Source organism: Streptomyces sp. CA-250714 (assembly GCF_050936705.1).
Taxonomy (GTDB): Bacteria; Actinomycetota; Actinomycetes; order Streptomycetales; family Streptomycetaceae; genus Streptomyces.
Genome location: NZ_JBNJMI010000002.1, coordinates 3,420,004 through 3,435,748 on the forward strand (window position 1 = coordinate 3,420,004; position 15,745 = coordinate 3,435,748).

Sequence of the window (15,745 nt, forward strand, 5' to 3'; positions counted from 1 at the left end):
AGGGGCGGGGTCGGGGACGGAGCGGGACCGGGTGGCCGCTACGACGTCCGCGCCCGCGCTCAAAGGCCATACGGTGCGCACCGTTCACCCACGCTACCCCACGGGGTCACCCGAGGAATCCGCAGCCAGCCGTCCCGGCCGGCCCGGGGCGCGGAGACCGGACAGGGGAGGGCGGGAGAAGGGGGGAACTGAACGGCGTGTTTCGGGGCACACTGACGGCGTGCCTGTCGACAAGCCCGGCAAACGCAGCACACGCGGCAGACTCCGCGGCGTGGGACGCGCCGCGGCCGCGCTGCGCCGCCCGCCTGTCGCACTGGGGCGCCGCATCCGGCGGGCCACGCACGCGGAGGGCGCGGGCGAGTCCGGGCTCGGCAAGCTGATCGAACTGCATGCCGTCAACTCGGCGGGCGACATGCTCATCACGGTGGCGCTCGCCTCCACCGTCTTCTTCTCCGTCCCCACCGGCGAGGCCCGCGGCCGGGTCGCGCTGTACCTGGCCGTGACGATGGCGCCGTTCGCGATCCTGGCGCCCGTGATCGGCCCACTGCTGGACCGCATCCCGCACGGGCGGCGCGCCGCGATGGCCGCCGCGATGCTGGCCCGCGCGCTGCTCGCGCTGACCATGGCTGGCGCCGTGGCGACGGGCGGGCTGGAGCTGTATCCGGCGGCGCTGGGGGTGCTGGTCTCCTCCAAGGCGTACGGAGTGGTGCGCTCCGCTGTGGTGCCGCGCCTGCTGCCGCCACGGATCTCGCTGGTCAAGGCCAACTCCCGGGTCACCCTCGCCGGGCTGCTGGCCACCGGCGCTGCCGCGCCCGCCGGAGCCGGACTGCATCTGCTGGGTGAGCAGTGGCCGCTGTACGGCGCTGTCGCGGTCTTCATCGTCGGGACGTTCCTCTCCTTCTCCCTCGACCACAAGGTCGACTCCGCGAAGGGGGAGCGCCCGGCACGGCTGGTCCCGGTGGGGCAGCCCGCACAGCAGACGACGGCGCAGCAGGGTGCTGTGCCGCAGGGTGCTCAGCAGACGGAGCAGCGAGGGGCACAGCAGACCGAGCAGCCGGCCGGCCCCCGGCCTGGGCTGCGTACTGTCGGGATCTCCGTACTCAGCGCGCTGTTCGCGAACTCCGCGCTGCGCGGGCTCTCCGGTTTCCTCACCTTCTTCCTCGCCTTCCTGCTGCGCGAGCACCCCTTCCCCGGGCTGGGCGCCGCCGTCTCGCTGGGCCTGGCCGGGGTGGCGGCGGGCGCGGGCAACGCGCTGGGCACCGCGATCGGTGCCTGGCTGCGGGCCCGCGGCCCGGAGGTGATCATCATCTGCGTGCTGTTCTGCGCGCTCGGCGCGACGATCGCCGCCGCGCTGCTGTACGGCACCATCACCGTCACGGCCGTCGCCGCCACGGCCGGGATCGTGCAGGCCCTCGGCAAGCTGTCGCTGGACGCGCTCATCCAGCGCGACGTCCCCGAGGAGGTGCGCACCTCCGCCTTCGCGCGCTCGGAGACGCTGATGCAGATGTCCTGGGTCGTCGGCGGCGCCATCGCCATGGCACTGCCGCTGATCGGCTGGCTGGGCATGGCGGTCGCGGCCGCGGTGGTGGCCGCGGGGATGCTGACCGCTGTACGCGGCCTGGTGGGCGCCGCGCGTCGCGGCACGCCCCACCCCCGCGCCGTGTAGCGCTGGGGGCCCGATAGCCTGCCCGCATGAGCAAGCTCGCGCGGCAGGGCCGCATGTCGTCACAGTCGCGGCGGGGCGTGCGCACCGCCACCGCCCTCGGTGCCGCCTCGCTCGGCCTCGTCGCCCTCTCGGCGTGCGAGCAGCCGAGCCCGGTGGTCACCGCGACGGTGGGCGGGGACTCGGTCTCCACCGAGGCATCCTGCTACGAGGACGGAAAGGCCATCCCGCAGAAAGAGGTACGCAAGTGCCTCGGCAAGAAGGCCGACAAGACGATCTCCGTCGGTACGGGTGACAAGCTGCGGCTCGGCGTCGACCCGAAGACGGCGGACGACGGCTGGCTCGTCCTCGTCGACGGCAAGCCCGCGCTCTCCGAGCCGATGAAGAAGACCTACTACTCCTTCCCCGGCGAAGTCTTCTTCCAGGAGGAGTCCGCGCCCGGGCAGCAGCCCTCGGCGCCGAAGAAGAGCGTCCAGCTGACGGTCGTACAGACCAAGGGCGGCGACTTCAACGGCATCTGGCACATCAACCTGAAGAACACCGCAGGCGAGTAGCCCGCCATCACCGCCACCCGCCCCGGCGAGGGGCGGGCCCGGCGGGTTCCGCTCGGAGAGGAGGCGGCACGGTGCTGTCGGCGTACAGGCGCGTGCTCGTCGTCGCGGCGGTCCCCGCCGAACGTGAGGCCGTCGTCGCCGCCACCGGCGAGCACGCCCCGTATCTCCAGGTGATCGCCGGCGGCGTGGGCCCGGCCGCTGCCGCTGCGGCGACCGCCACAGCGCTGGTGACCGCCGCCCACCAGGCACGCCCCTACGACCTGGTCGTGGCCTGCGGCATCAGCGGCGGCTTCGCCGCGAACGGCGTGCGGGCCGGTGACACGGTGCTCGCCGACAGCATCGTCGCCGCCGATCTTGGCGCCGAGACCCCGGCCGGCTTCGCCTCCGTCACGGAGCTGGGCTTCGGCACCGCCGACCACACACCGCCGCCCCGGCTCGTACGGGAAGCGGCCGAGGCGACCGGCGCCCACACGGGCCCGGTCCTGACCGTCTCCACGACCACCGGCTCCCAGGAGCGCGCCGAGCAACTGCTGGCCCGGCATCCACGCGCGGCGGCGGAGGCGATGGAGGGCTTCGGCGTCGCGGAGGCCGCGGCAGCGCACGCCGCGGCACGCGGCGAGGAGTTGCCGGTCCTGGAGCTGCGTACCGTCTCCAACGCCGTCGGCCCGAGGGACCGGGCAGCCTGGCGCATCCCCCAAGCCTTGGCGGCTCTCACAACCGCCTTCGGCAAACTGGTGCCCTAGCGCCCCGAAGGGGCGCGGGGAACGGCGCGACCAGCCACCAGCCCCCCGCAGCCTGCGAACGACCGACAGGGGCACCCCCTCCCCAGCACAGACGAAGGACCCGTCATGGACATAACGCCGCCCCTCTCCATCGCCTACTCGCCCTGCCCCAACGACACCTTCGTCTTCGACGCGTGGGCGCACGGGCGGGTGCCCGACGCGGCTCCGCCCGAGGTGACGTTCGCGGACATCGACGTCACCAACGGCATGGCCGAACGTGGCGAGCTGGACGTACTGAAGGTGTCGTACGCGGTACTGCCATGGGTGTTGGACGAGTACGCGCTGCTGCCGTGCGGCGGGGCGCTGGGCCGGGGCTGCGGGCCGCTGGTGCTCACCAGGGAGGCCGGCGAGCCGGCGGCGCTGAGCGGCAAGCGGGTGGCGGTGCCGAGCGAGCGTTCGACCGCGTATCTGCTGTTCCGGCTGTGGGCCGCCGCCGAGGTGCCCGGCGGGGTGGGCGAGATCGTGGTGCTGCCGTTCCACGAGATCATGCCCGCGGTACGGGACGGCGCGGTGGACGCGGGGCTCGTCATCCACGAGGCCCGGTTCACCTACCAGAACTACGGGCTGCACAGCCTCGCCGACATGGGTGAGCACTGGGAGGCCACCACAGGCCTGCCGATCCCGCTGGGCGCGATCATCGCCAAGCGGTCGCTCGGCGCTGAGGTGCTGCGCGGGCTCGCCGACACCATCAGCACCTCCGTGCGGATGGCGTGGGACGACCCGTCGGTCTCCAGGCCGTATGTGCTGGAGCACGCCCAGGAGATGGATCCGGCGGTGGCCGAGCAGCACATCGCCCTGTACGTCAACGAGTTCACCGAGGGGCTGGGCGCGGACGGGTATGCCGCCGTGCGCGGGTTGCTCGGGCGGGCCGCTGAGGAGGGGCTTGTGCCGCCCCTCGCCCCAGAGGCGCTCGCTTTTCCGTAGCCCTGCCCTGCGGCGGAGTCGCGCCGTTGGTTGCTCGGGTTGTTGCCCGGGTGGCCGTGCTTCTCGGCTGAGCGCGCAGTTCCCCGCGCCCCTGACGGGGCGCGGGGGGCTCTTACACGTCCAGTTGGTCGGCGACTGCGCGGAGCATGCCGGCGATCTTGCGGCCGTGCTGTTTGTCGGGGTAGCGGCCGCGCTCCAGGGACTGGGAGACGCCGTCCAGCAGCGTCGTCAGGTCCTGCACGATGGAGGCCAGCTCGTCCGGCTTGCGGCGCTGGGCTGCCGCGACGGACGGAGCCGGGTCCAGCAGCGTGACGGAGAGCGCCTGGTCGCCGCGCTGTCCGGCGACGACGCCGAACTCCACACGCTGGCCCGGCTTGAGCGCGTCCACGCCGTCCGGGAGCACCGACGAGTGCACGAAGACGTCACCGCCGTCGTCGCGGGAGAGAAAGCCGAAGCCCTTCTCGCTGTTGAACCACTTGACCTTGCCGGTAGGCACGTCTGTCCTCGTCCTCGTACTCGTCCGGATGCACCGGGCTGCGGCTGCTGGAAACTGGCTGACTCTGCTGCGCCGGGGCGGGGGAGGCCCCGAGACTTCTCCTCGAACCCCGACCCCCGATCCCCCGGAATAGCAGTCGGGCGGGCCGCATGACCCGCCACCACCAAGGTTAATGGCCCGGGGCGCCGTGGCAAGGTGCCACCGAGGGCGGGGTGCCGTCGATGGTTCCCGGCCGAACGGTCTCCGGGCGGCCCGAGTGCCCACTGAGTGAGCACTCGACCCCGGATCTACCCTGTGTGGGTGAACACTGAAACTCCGTCCGCCGGTGATCTTCTTGTGCGAATCGGTGGAATCGTCTTTCTCGTCGGCGCCGTGGCGACGCTCGTCACGGTCGCGCCGCTGTTCCTTGGCACGGACCCGTTCCCGGCGCCCGCGTACTTCGTCTGCATGCTGATGGGTCTCGGGTTCCTGCTGGCGGCGGCCGGTGTCGTACGGACGGCGATGGCGCAGCGGCGGCAAGCACGCGGGGTTTGACGCCGCGCGTCCCCCCGGCTGCGCTTGGGCAGTCTGCTCCCCCAGCCTCCGGCCGGGAGGTACCCCCAGGGCGCAGGGTGGGCAAGCGCAGCCCCCATTGCGGGGTAAGCAAGCTCCACCGGACGCGCCCTAGCCGCGCGTGAACTCGGCCAGCCAGGACGGGAAAGCCGTCAAGTCCGGCAGCACCACATCGGCGCCCGCCTCGGTCAGCTCCCCCTCATCGCAGGGGCCCGTGGCGACGGCCACCGAGCTCGCTCCGGCCATCCGGGCGCCCCGTACATCGCCCACGTGGTCCCCGACGTAGACGGTGGCGCCGTGTGCGGTCAGCGCCTCCGCCTTGCCCTCCGCCCACAGTTCACCGACCAGCACGTCGGGGTCGAGGCCGAGGTGGTCCAGGTGCAGCCGGGCGCTCGGCCCGTGCTTGGCGGTGACGACCATCGTGCGCCCGCCCGCGGCCCGTACGGCGTCCAGTGCCTCGCGGGCGCCCGGCAGCGCGGTGGTCGGTTCGATTGCGTAGTCCGGGTAGAGGGCGCGGTAGCGCTCGGCCATCGCCGGGATCTCCTCCTCGGGGAACCAGTACGCCATCTCCTGTACGAGCGGCGGGCCGAGCCGGCTGACGACCAGGTCCGCGTCGATGGGCACGCCCGTCTCCGCCGCCAACCGCCGCCAGGTGGCGTGGATTCCGGGACGGGAGTCGATCAGCGTCATGTCGAGATCGAAGCCGACGGTGGGGCCGGCCGGAGTGCTCGACGCCGGCTCCGCGGCGCGGGCCGACGCGGCGGCCGTGGCGAGCGGCGGCGCGGCGGCCGTGGCAGGGGACGGAACGTGCGAATCCATGCCGGTCATTGTGCCTGGGCCTACGCCTTACACTGTGGTCTGCCCTAGCACTTAGGTCTACCTAACTTCACCTGTCCGACCCCTGAGAAAGGGACCGATGCCTGCCGCTCCCGCATCCCGCAGCACGCCCCTCGGGGCGCCGACCGGCGGTGGCGGCCGAGCCGCGCCGGAGCGCCCTCGTCGGACCCTCGTCGCCCGGAGGTCGGCCTGGCTGCTGGCGGGCGCTGTCGCACTGGCACTGGCGGCACTGCTGAGCCTCGCCCTCGGCAGCCGCGCCATCCCGCTCTCCGCGGTGTGGGACGCACTGCTGCACGGCGGACACAGCAACGCCGCCGAGGTCGTCCGCACCCTGCGGGTGCCCCGCACCCTGGTCGGCGTCATGGTCGGCGCCGCGCTGGGTCTCGCGGGCACCGTCATGCAGGGCCTCACCCGCAACCCGATCGCCGAGCCCGGCATCCTCGGCATCAGTCAGGGGGCCGCGGCCGGTGTCGTGTGTGCCATCGCCTTCGCGGGGGTGCACTCGCTGAGCGGCTATGTGTGGTTCGGCTTCGTGGGCGCGGGTGTGGCGGCGGTCGCGGTGTACGCCGTCGCCGCGCGGGGCCGCGGTGGGGCGAGTCCGGTCAAGCTCGCGCTGTCCGGAGCGGCCGTCAACGCGCTGCTCGTCGCCCTCGTCTCAGGCGTTCTGACGACCCGTGCGGCGGCGCTGGACGAGTTCCGGTTCTGGCAGGTCGGCTCCCTCTCGGACCGGGACGCGGCCATCGCCGGGCAGGTGTGGCCGTTCCTGGTGGTGGGCGCCCTGCTGGTGTTCTCCGTTGCGCGCGGGCTGGACGCGCTGGCGCTGGGCGAGGACATGGCACGCGGGCTCGGGCAACGGGTCGCGGCCGTACGGGTGGTCGGCGGGCTCGGTGCCACCGTGCTGACGGGCGCCGGGGTCGCTGCGGCCGGGCCGATCGCCTTCGTCGGGCTCGCCGTCCCGCACATGGCGCGCGCACTGGTGGGCACAGGACACCGCTGGCTGCTGCCGATGGCGGCCCTGCTGGGACCTGTCGTACTGCTGGTGTCCGATGTGGCGGGGCGGCTCGTGATGCGCCCCGGGGAGGTTCCGGCAGGCGTGATGACGGCACTTGTGGGGGCGCCGTTCCTGGTGGCCCTGGTACGGCGGAAGGCGGTTGCCGCATGAGCGAGACGGGGCATCGGGCGGCGGCTGCCGCGCTGTCCACAGGGGTGTGGACATGAGCACCCTCTCCACACGCGCGCGCCGCACCACCAGGCCCGTACGGCCCGCCGGTTACGGCCTCGTCCGGGGCCGCGGAACCTCGTGGCTGCTGCACCGCCGGGCCACTGTTGTCGCGTTTGCGCTCGCGGTCGCGCTGTTCGCCGCAGTCGTCGCCAATCTCACCCTCGGGGAGACCACCGTCCCGGTGACCGAGGTCGTCAAGGTGCTGTTCGGCCGGCCATCGCCCGACGAACTGGTCGTCGGCACCCTGCGCATGCCGCGGCTGACCGTCGGGCTGCTGGCGGGTGCGGCTCTCGGCGTCGCGGGCGCGCTCATCCAGACCGTCGCCCGCAACCCGCTGGCCAGCCCCGAGATCATCGGCGTGACGCACGGCGCGTCCGCGCTGACCGTCGGCGCCATGACGTTCGGTCTGACCTCCTACGCCGTCCTGCCGTACCTGTCCACCGCCGGTGGCCTGACCGCCGCCGCGCTGGTGTATCTGTTCGCCTGGCGCGGCAGTCGCTCGGCGGGCTCGCGTCCGGGAGCAGGCCCCACCCGCTTCATCCTCATCGGCATCGGCATCTCGGTCGCCCTGCGCTCGCTCACCCAACTGTTCCTCACCAAGGGCGACTACCTGGTGGCGCAGCAGGCGAAGGTGTGGATGACCGGCTCGCTGAACGGCCGCGGCTGGGACCAGGCGACACCGCTGAGCGTGGCACTGCTGGTCATGCTGCCGTGCCTGGTGTGGTCGGCACGCGCCATGCGCACCGTGACGCTGGACGACGACACGGCTACAGCGCTCGGCGTACGGCTGTCCCGTAACCGGCTGGTGCTCGCGGTCACCGGAGTCGTCCTCGCCTCCGTCGCGACAGGTGCGGCAGGGCCCATCGATTTCGTCGCACTGCTGGCACCGCAGATCGCACGCCGGCTGACACGTACGGCGCAGATTCCGCTGCTGTCCTCGGCACTGCTGGGCGCTTTCGTGGTGACTCTGGGGGACCTGCTGGCGCGCAAGCTGTTCGCGCCGACGGAGCTGCCGGTCGGCGTACTGACGGCGGCGGTGGGCGCGCCGTATCTGATCTGGCTGATCATCCGTACGAGCGGGGGCCGCCCGCGCGGCGGTACGTGGCTGAAGAAGCTCAGCACGAAAGGGCCGAAGGGGGCCGCGGAATGAACACATCCGCCACTGGTCGGCTGGCCGCGCGCGGGCTGTCGCTCGGCTACGAGGACCGCACTGTCGTGGACGGGCTGGATCTGGAGATCCCGGACGGCGAAGTCACCGTCGTCGTCGGACCGAACGCGTGCGGCAAGTCGACGACACTGCGCGCACTCGGCCGACTGCTGCGCCCTCGCGCGGGAGCGGTGCTGCTGGACGGCGAGGACCTGGCACGCATTCCCACCCGCACCATCGCGCAGTCCCTCGGACTGCTGCCGCAGTCCCCCGCGGCGCCCGAGGCGATCACCGTCTCGGACCTCGTCGCACGGGGACGGCAGCCGCACCAGAGGTGGTGGCAGCAGTGGTCCAAGGACGACGAGCGTGCCGTCACCGAGGCGATGGAACGCACCGATGTCACCGCGCTGTCGGACCGTCCGGTGGACGAACTCTCGGGCGGCCAGCGGCAACGGGTGTGGCTCGCGATGGCGCTCGCGCAGGAGACGGATCTGCTGCTGCTGGACGAACCGACGACGTACCTGGACATCGCGCACCAGGTGGAGGTGCTGGACCTGGTACGGCAGCTCGCCGCACCCACTGCCGAGGGGGCGCGCGGCCGCACTGTCGTGATGGTGCTGCACGACCTCAACCAGGCGGCCCGGTACGCCGATCACCTCGTCGCCATGAAGGACGGCCATGTCGTCGCCCGGGGGCGGCCCGAGCAGATCGTCGACGCGGCGCTCGTCCGCGAGGTGTTCGGGCTGGAGGCCGTCGTCGTGCCCTGCCCCGTCACCGGCGACCCGCTCGTCGTCCCCGGCGCGCCCCGGCAGCCGCAGCCGCCGCAGCAGCGGGCCGGCAGCGCGAGCCTCGCGGATGGCACGTTCGAATCGTCGACAAGAAAGTAGGCCCTCCTGTGAAGGTCACCACAACCGCCGTGGGCACGGCGCTCGCCCTCGCCTCGGCGCTCTCGCTCTCCGGCTGCGGCGCCGGCTCCGACTCCTCGGACAAGGGCGCGAAGGGCGGCACGCACACCGTGCAGACCGCCAACGGGCCGGTGAAGGTGCCGGACAACCCCAAGCGCGTCGTCGTACTGGACACGGCGGAGCTCGACTCGGCGATCACATTGGGCGTCAAGCCGGTCGGTGCGACGACGGCGCAGCCCGGCAAGCCCTTCCTCGGCTATCTGCCCGAGGACAAGCTGAAGGGCGTCAAGAACGTCGGCGTCATCGCACAGCCCAGCATGGAGAAGATCCTCTCCCTGAAGCCGGATCTGATCCTCACCAACAAGGAACGCGACGCCGGCCGTTACGACGAACTGTCGAAGATCGCGCCGACGGTGATGACGAAGACGACCGGCTACCCCTGGAAGGAGAACTTCCAGGTGCACGCGGCAGCGCTCGGCAAGAAGGCCGAGGCCGAGAAGGTGCTGGCCGACTACGCGGCCCACACCAAGAAGGTCACCAAGGCGCTCGGCGGCAAGAAGAAGGCCGCCGGGATCGAGACCAGCGTCATCCGCTTCCAGGAAGGCGCGGACACCCGCATCTACGGCAAGAAGGCATACATCGCCACCCTCCTCGATGACGTCGGCCTCTCCCGCCCGCCGGTGGCCGCGCAGGCCAAGGATTACGGCGGTCTCGCCATGGACGTCAGCCCCGAGCAGGTCGACAAGGGCGACGCCGACGCCGTCTTCTACACCTCCTACGGCGACCCGAAGAAGTCGGGCGAGACCAAGTCCGTCAAGAGCCCGCTGTGGAAGAACATGCGCGCCGTCAAGGCGGACCGCGCCTTCCACGTCGAGGACGAACTGTGGATCCAGGGCATCGGCTACACGGCTGCCCACAAGATCCTGGACGAGCTGGAGGCGGACCTGACGAAGTGAGGGCGCGCACCTGACGAAGTGAGGGCGTGGCCCCGCCCGTCGGGTGGGGCCGCCGGGACGCGGCTTACGAGGACGGGGACTTGCTGGCGGTGGTGACCTGGCAGGAGTAGACCAGCCGGTCGTTGGTGGAGTGCGAGACGTCCACGGTGAAGTTGCGGGTGGCGCCAGGGGCGACCGTCACCGTCTTGAAGCGGGTGCCGACGGTCCGGGTCGCGATCGAGGAGTCGGGCGACGAGCCGACCTTGAACGTGACGGTGATGCTGTACTGGAACGCCTGGTCGGTGGAGGCGTTCTGGATCTCCACGTCGTAGCTGATCTGCCCGAGCGAGCGGCTGTAGCGGCACTGCTCACCGTCGACCTCGCCGACCGCGCTGGGGTTGTACGTGGGCGGCGAGGAGGGCGTCGGCAGGTCGCTGCTGCCGCTGGTGGAACCTCCGTAGCTGCCACCCGAGCTGAGCTCCGGGCTGGTCGGCGAAGCCGAGGGGATCGAAGGGCCGGAGGGGGCCGTGGGCAGATCGTCGACGTCCCCCAGGCCGCCGAAAGCCTTGTCCTTCGGATCGTCGGCGCATCCGGAGAGGACGGCCGTGGCGGCAAGGACGAGACCCGCGGCGCCAACCGCGCGACGTATACGCATGTGATCCCCCGTTGTGCTGCTGGAATGCTTGGGTAGCTACTACTGGAAGCTTGTACAAACTTGTACTGGAACGCTGTGCTGCTGTCACGGTAGTTGCCGGGTCATGACAGTCTCGAAGCACTGGACCGGCAGAGTAACCGACGCGGAACGTGCACGATCCTGGGTACCGCGACGTCTTCCGCACCTGGCCACCTTGGGTACCTTAGGCCCTGAGAAACTCGGCAGACGCTTCACATACGGGGGAACGATGAGTCAGCCATGGCAGCCGCAGCAGCCCATGCAACCGATGCCGCCCGCGCCGCCCATGATGCGGCCGGGCTATCCGTACCAGCCCGGCTTCCCGCCGCAGCGCAGCGGCAGCGGGGCGAAGGCGTTCCTGCTCGGCTGGCTCATCTCGGGCGTCGGCGCCACGGTGTTCGCGGGGCTGCTGCTGGCCAGCTACGAGGATCTGTCGAAGATCGGGCTGCGGGTCATGTATGTGGTCTTCGGCATCGTTCTCGCCCTGACCGTGGGCGCGGTGGCGGGCCGGATGGGCGGGCCCAACCCCGGCGCGTACATCGCCCCCGCGCTGCTGGCCATGCTCGCCGTCTTCATGGGCGTCTGCAACGGCTTCGTGTTCGTGCTGCTCGACGCCGGCGGGAGCGAGGCCTTCGAAGCGATGATGGAGCACGAGCCCGGGGCTCCGGCCGAGTTCTGGTGGAAGGGCCTCAAGGGCGGCATCGCACTTCTCGGTCTCGCCGTCGCCGGCGCCGGTACCTTCGGCATGGCGAGCATCACCGGCAAGCGCCGCTGAGCCCTCGGAGGGCCGTTCCCGATGACGGGGTGCCCCTGCCCGTTGCTCGCGGACTGCGGGTGCTCCCCCAAGCTCTTCGAGCAGGGAGGTGCCCCCAGGCTGGTCGCGCCGTTCCCCGCGCCCCTGACGGGGCGCGTCCCCCCTGCTGTGCTTGGGGGAGCCCGAGCACCGAGTGAGCTCGCTGCCCGGTCCTCGCTCAGCCCTGGGAGGGGCGTCTGGCGCGCCAGATCAGGTAGAGGGCGCTCGCTATGGCCGCTACGCGGAGGAGGACCGGGAAGGCGTCGCTCATCGCCTCGCGGAGGGCGTCGCTGCCCTGGGCGAGGGGTTCGCCCCATCGGTCGTTCGCGCGGCCCCACAGCCAGACGGCCATGCCGCCGACCACCACGCCGGGCATACCCAGAGCCGCCCACTTGGCCTCGGTGCGGCTCAGCTTCGGCGACCACCAGGCGGCCAGCCAGCCGAGGGCCAGCGGGATGAGCGAGCCCATGACGGAGCCCGCCACCAGCAGCACAGCCGCGGTCCACTCGACCACACCGCCCCGTCGGCTGACCCCCTCTCCTTGACCGTTGCCCTTGCCGCGCAGCAGTCGGCGCAGCAGGAGAGCCGCACCGAGACCGGGTGCCGCGGCAGGGACGGGAGCGGCCTCGGCAGCGGGGGCCGCGCCCGGGGCGGTCGGAGTCTGTCCGGTGCCCTGCGGCGCGGCTGGGGTGCCAGGCGCGGTGGGGGTCTGCGGGTTGCCGTCCTCGTCGGTGGGCGGCGGTTTGAGGACCTCCGGCAGTTCGATGCCGCCGACGAAGCCCGGTACCGGTTCCCCGGCCGCCACGGCGTTGGTGCCGCCGGGCCCGGTGCCGAACGGGCTGGGGTCGACGCGCCACCAGTCCGGGTCGGAGTCCTCGTCCCCGAGTTCGTCGAGGCTCGCCAGATGCGGGGAGGAGGCGCCGAAAGCAGCGGTAGGGGTCTCGGTGCGCTGGGTGGGCAGGGACGGAACAGCCGGCCCCGGCTCGGACGCCCGCGGCGCCTTCCGGGTGCCCGCGTCTCGGCCGCCGTCTTTCGCGGGAGCCTCGGAAGAGGGCATCGGGGTCGCGGGGCGGGGGCTCTCCCCACCGTTCGCGGAGGCCACCACCTCCTCGGGGCGGCCGATCCGGTTGAGGATCTTCTGCACGGCAGCCTTGGTCACCGCGCCGCCCTCCGCGGCCCGTGCCCGGTCGATCTCGCCACGCAAGCCACCGACGAGCCGGGCCCGTTCGGCAGCGCTCATCCGCGTACTGTGCGCCAGATCCCCGACCCGGCTCAGATAGTCGAAGACAAGCTGATCGCTCTCGATCCCCACCAAGTCCCCGCAGCCCGCTAGCCCTTCAAGCCCTCCGCGAAGACCGTACCGCGCGAACCCTCCCGAGAGGGAGTGACGCCCAAGGGGCGGGCACACCGGACCGGCAGCGGCTGCGGCGACGGGCGAGGGCTCAGGGCGGCAGGTGGCGGGGCCGAGGGCGGCTACCGTTGGGAGGATGAGCAGTGAGCAGAACGGGGGCTCTCCCTCTCAGCCGGACGCACCGCCGGAGGCACCGGCGTCCGGCCCCCGCACTCTCGCGGAGGATCTCCGCGCCCGGGACGACAGTGCGCTCGCCGCGCTGCTGCGTGCCCGTCCCGACCTCCTCTCCCCCGTCCCTGGCGACCTCACCCAGCTCGCCACCCGCGCGGGGACCCGGGCGTCCGTCGTACGGGCGCTGGAACACCTGGACCAGTTCACCCTGCAGACAGCGGAAGCGCTGGCGGTGGCCCCCGGCGCTGTGCCCTCCCCCGGTGCGGGGCCGCAGGAGAGTGCTCCGGCTGTCGGGGACGCCCTCGGCAGACTGCTGCCGGGCGAGGAGGCCGCCGAGCGGCTGCCGCATGCGCTCGCCGAGCTGCGCGCCAGGGCTCTGGTCTGGGGCCCGGAGGGGCAGCCGCGGCTGGTCCGCACGGCGCGGGAGCTGCTCACCTCGCCGTCCCCCACCGGCCTGGGGCCCACGCTCGTGGAGGCGGTCGCGGCGGCCGGGCCCGCCAAGCCCTCGCCCTCGCGGCTGCAGGAGACGCTGGCGCGGGTGGGGCTGCCCGGTACGCACGACCCGGTCAGCGCGCTGTCGGCGTTGACCGCACTGTTCAGCGACCCCGAGCGGATGGCCGCGCTGCTCGCCGGGGCACCGGAGGGTGCCGAGGCGGTGCTGCGGAAGCTGGAGTGGGGACCGCCCTACGGCACCGTCGATCTGGAGGCACCCTCACCGCCGGTCGGCTGGCTGCTGGACCGGGCGCTGCTGGTCCCCACCGGCGCCGCGGAGCCGGGCGGTGGCCAGAGCGCGCCCGGCAGTGTCGTACTGCCCCGCGAGGTGGCGCTGCATCTGCGCGGCGGCCGCGCCCACCGCGTACTGGAGCCGACAGCGCCGCAGGTCGCCGTGGCGCGTACGTACGAGAGCGCGATGGTGGACGCCACGGCGGCCGGGCAGGCGATGACGGCGGTGGCGACCGTCGAGGAGCTGCTGGGCCGCTGGGAGGCCGAGCCGCCGCCGGTGCTGCGCGCGGGCGGGCTGGGGGTACGCGATCTCAAGCGGACCGCCGTCGCCCTGGATCTCCCCGAGCCCGCCGCCGCATTCTGGATCGAACTCGCCTATGTGGCGGGGCTGGTGGCCTCCGACGGCGAGGTCGACGAGGCGTACGCACCGACGCCCGGGTACGACGACTGGCTGCGCGCCGCGCCCGCCGAGCGGTGGGCGACGCTGGCCCTGGCCTGGTACGAAACGACCCGCACACCCGGGCTGACGGGGTGGGGGAGCGATGCGCGGGGCCGCGGTTTTGTGCCGCTGGGGCCCGGCCTCGATCGCAGTCCGGCCCCCGAGGTGCGGCAGCGCGCGCTCGGCCTGCTCGCCGAGCTGGCGCCCGGCTCGGCGCCGGAGCGGGACGCGCTGCGGGAACGGCTGCGCTGGGAGCGGCCGTTGCTCGGCAACCGGGCGGCGGCACGTGCCGCGGGGCAGGCGACGGGTCAGGCGGCGGGCCGGCCGGCCGGGCAGGGCGAGGCCACCGCGGGGCAGGAACTGCGGTCCCGGCTCCTCGACTGGGCGCTGGACGAGGCGGAGACGCTGGGCATTACGGGCCGGGGCGCCCTCGCCACCTACGTACGCCCCCTGCTGGCCGCGGGGAGGGCCGCCGACGACGCTGCCCGCGCCACCGATGGCGCCCGCGCCGCCGCTGTCGCCAAGGCGGTCGCCAAGGCACTCGCTCCCCACCTCCCCGAACCCCTCTCCGAGGTGCTGCTCCAGGCGGACCTGACCGCGGTGGCGCCGGGCCCGCTGGAACGCGACCTGGCCGCGTTCCTCGCCGTACTGGCCGATGTGGAGTCCAAGGGCGGCGCGACCGTCTACCGCTTCACGCCCGATTCCGTACGCCGCGCCCTCGACACCGGCCGTACCGCCGCCGACCTGCACGCTTTCCTGGCCGCGCACTCCAGTACGCCGGTGCCGCAGCCGCTGACGTATCTGATCGACGACATGGCGCGCAGGCACGGGCAGGTGCGGGTGGGTGCCGCCTCCTCGTATGTGCGCTGCGACGACGACACTCTGCTCGCCGGGATCCTCGCCGACCGCCGCTCGGCGCCGCTGCGGCTGCGGAAGCTCGCCCCCACCGTCCTCGCCTCGCCCGCCCCGCCGGACCAGTTGCTGGCCCGGCTGCGGGAGATGGGGTACGCGCCCACCGCCGAGTCCGCCGAGGGCGATGTGCTGCTGGCGCGGTCCGACGCGCACCGCACCCCGCCGCGTACCGCGCCGGAGCCGGTACCGGAGGGCCCGCCCGCACCGGACGCCGCGCTGCTGACCGCCGCCGTCCGCGCCATCCGCGCCGGCGACCACGCCGCCACCCTCCCCCACAAGCCCAAGCCGCCCACCGCCCCGCCGCCCGCGGGCGGCCTCCCCCGAACCGTCATGGCCGAGACCCTCGCCACCATGCAGTCCGCCACCCTCTCCGGCACCCCGGTGTGGATCGGCTACGTCAACGCCGACGGCGCGGCCTCGCAGCGCGTGATCGCCCCGGTCAAGGTGGAGGGCGGCTTTGTCACCGCGTACGACCACACTGCGGAAGAGGTCCGCACGTATCCACTGCACCGGATCACGGGGGTGGCAGAGGTGGCGGAGGGGTGACAGGGCGGCGGACTCCCGTCGTAGGAGCTTCGCCCGTCCGCCGGGTGCCGCCCCCTGCGCCATAGCGGATCAGGTCGTCGCCCGAATAGGGCACACTGGACGTTTGGTCCCCCGAACCCG

The 15,745-nt window shown here is 72.9% G+C and carries 15 protein-coding genes; 11 read left to right on the forward strand and 4 right to left on the reverse strand.

Annotated features, from left to right (window positions below):
• Positions 1–220 precede the first annotated feature (220 nt).
• The 4 genes from ACQEU8_RS34140 (at position 221) to ACQEU8_RS34155 (ending at position 3,923) form a co-directional block, all read left to right on the forward strand.
• Positions 221–1,666: an MFS transporter gene (locus ACQEU8_RS34140; protein WP_433108064.1), complete on the forward strand. Its 1,446-nt coding sequence runs from the start codon at positions 221–223 to the stop codon at positions 1,664–1,666.
• Between the two features lie 26 nt (positions 1,667–1,692).
• On the forward strand, positions 1,693–2,217 hold the full coding sequence (locus ACQEU8_RS34145) for a DUF2771 domain-containing protein (protein ID WP_433108066.1): 525 nt from the start codon (positions 1,693–1,695) through the stop codon (positions 2,215–2,217).
• Positions 2,218–2,288: 71 nt separating this feature from the next.
• Positions 2,289–2,960, forward strand: coding sequence for a futalosine hydrolase (locus ACQEU8_RS34150; RefSeq protein WP_433108068.1), 672 nt, complete (start codon positions 2,289–2,291; stop codon positions 2,958–2,960).
• A gap of 105 nt (positions 2,961–3,065) precedes the next feature.
• Positions 3,066–3,923, forward strand: a complete 858-nt coding sequence (locus ACQEU8_RS34155) for a 1,4-dihydroxy-6-naphthoate synthase (protein ID WP_433108070.1) — start codon at positions 3,066–3,068, stop codon at positions 3,921–3,923.
• 112 nt (positions 3,924–4,035) lie between these two features.
• Here the strand turns inward: ACQEU8_RS34155 and ACQEU8_RS34160 are convergent, their stop codons facing one another.
• Positions 4,036–4,419 carry a cold-shock protein gene (locus ACQEU8_RS34160; protein ID WP_099882193.1) on the reverse strand — a complete coding sequence of 128 codons (384 nt, stop codon included), beginning with the start codon at positions 4,417–4,419 and terminating at the stop codon, positions 4,036–4,038.
• 294 nt (positions 4,420–4,713) lie between these two features.
• Between ACQEU8_RS34160 and ACQEU8_RS34165 the strand changes: the two genes are divergently transcribed.
• Positions 4,714–4,953, forward strand: coding sequence for a hypothetical protein (locus ACQEU8_RS34165; protein WP_433108923.1), 240 nt, complete (start codon positions 4,714–4,716; stop codon positions 4,951–4,953).
• Positions 4,954–5,082: 129 nt separating this feature from the next.
• Here ACQEU8_RS34165 and ACQEU8_RS34170 read toward each other — a convergent pair whose 3' ends face one another.
• Positions 5,083–5,790, reverse strand: a complete 708-nt coding sequence (locus tag ACQEU8_RS34170) for an HAD family hydrolase (RefSeq protein WP_433108072.1) — start codon at positions 5,788–5,790, stop codon at positions 5,083–5,085.
• Between the two features lie 97 nt (positions 5,791–5,887).
• Here ACQEU8_RS34170 and ACQEU8_RS34175 point away from each other — a divergent pair, with 97 nt between their 5' ends.
• The 4 genes from ACQEU8_RS34175 to ACQEU8_RS34190 are packed head-to-tail and all read left to right on the forward strand — an operon-like array spanning position 5,888 to position 10,038.
• On the forward strand, positions 5,888–6,970 hold the full coding sequence (locus ACQEU8_RS34175) for a FecCD family ABC transporter permease (protein ID WP_433108074.1): 1,083 nt from the start codon (positions 5,888–5,890) through the stop codon (positions 6,968–6,970).
• A 52-nt stretch (positions 6,971–7,022) separates the two neighbouring features.
• Entirely contained in the window at positions 7,023–8,180 is a 1,158-nt protein-coding gene (locus ACQEU8_RS34180; protein WP_433108076.1) for a FecCD family ABC transporter permease, read from the forward strand.
• Entirely contained in the window at positions 8,177–9,064 is an 888-nt protein-coding gene (locus ACQEU8_RS34185) for an ABC transporter ATP-binding protein (protein WP_433108078.1), read from the forward strand. Before ACQEU8_RS34180 ends, ACQEU8_RS34185 begins: the two co-directional genes overlap by 4 nt.
• An 8-nt stretch (positions 9,065–9,072) precedes the next feature.
• Positions 9,073–10,038, forward strand: coding sequence for an ABC transporter substrate-binding protein (locus tag ACQEU8_RS34190; RefSeq protein WP_433108080.1), 966 nt, complete (start codon positions 9,073–9,075; stop codon positions 10,036–10,038).
• A 64-nt stretch (positions 10,039–10,102) separates the two neighbouring features.
• Here the strand turns inward: ACQEU8_RS34190 and ACQEU8_RS34195 are convergent, their stop codons facing one another.
• The gene (locus ACQEU8_RS34195) at positions 10,103–10,672 is read right to left on the reverse strand and encodes a hypothetical protein (protein WP_433108082.1); all 570 of its coding nucleotides are present in this window, start codon (positions 10,670–10,672) and stop codon (positions 10,103–10,105) included.
• Positions 10,673–10,919: 247 nt separating this feature from the next.
• On the opposite strand from ACQEU8_RS34195, the gene ACQEU8_RS34200 reads away from it, so the two are divergent.
• On the forward strand, positions 10,920–11,465 hold the full coding sequence (locus tag ACQEU8_RS34200) for a hypothetical protein (protein ID WP_433108084.1): 546 nt from the start codon (positions 10,920–10,922) through the stop codon (positions 11,463–11,465).
• 196 nt (positions 11,466–11,661) lie between these two features.
• Here the strand turns inward: ACQEU8_RS34200 and ACQEU8_RS34205 are convergent, their stop codons facing one another.
• Positions 11,662–12,723, reverse strand: a complete 1,062-nt coding sequence (locus tag ACQEU8_RS34205; RefSeq protein ID WP_433108086.1) for a hypothetical protein — start codon at positions 12,721–12,723, stop codon at positions 11,662–11,664.
• Between the two features lie 247 nt (positions 12,724–12,970).
• Here ACQEU8_RS34205 and ACQEU8_RS34210 point away from each other — a divergent pair, with 247 nt between their 5' ends.
• Entirely contained in the window at positions 12,971–15,625 is a 2,655-nt protein-coding gene (locus ACQEU8_RS34210; RefSeq protein ID WP_433108088.1) for a helicase-associated domain-containing protein, read from the forward strand.
• Positions 15,626–15,745 lie beyond the last annotated feature (120 nt).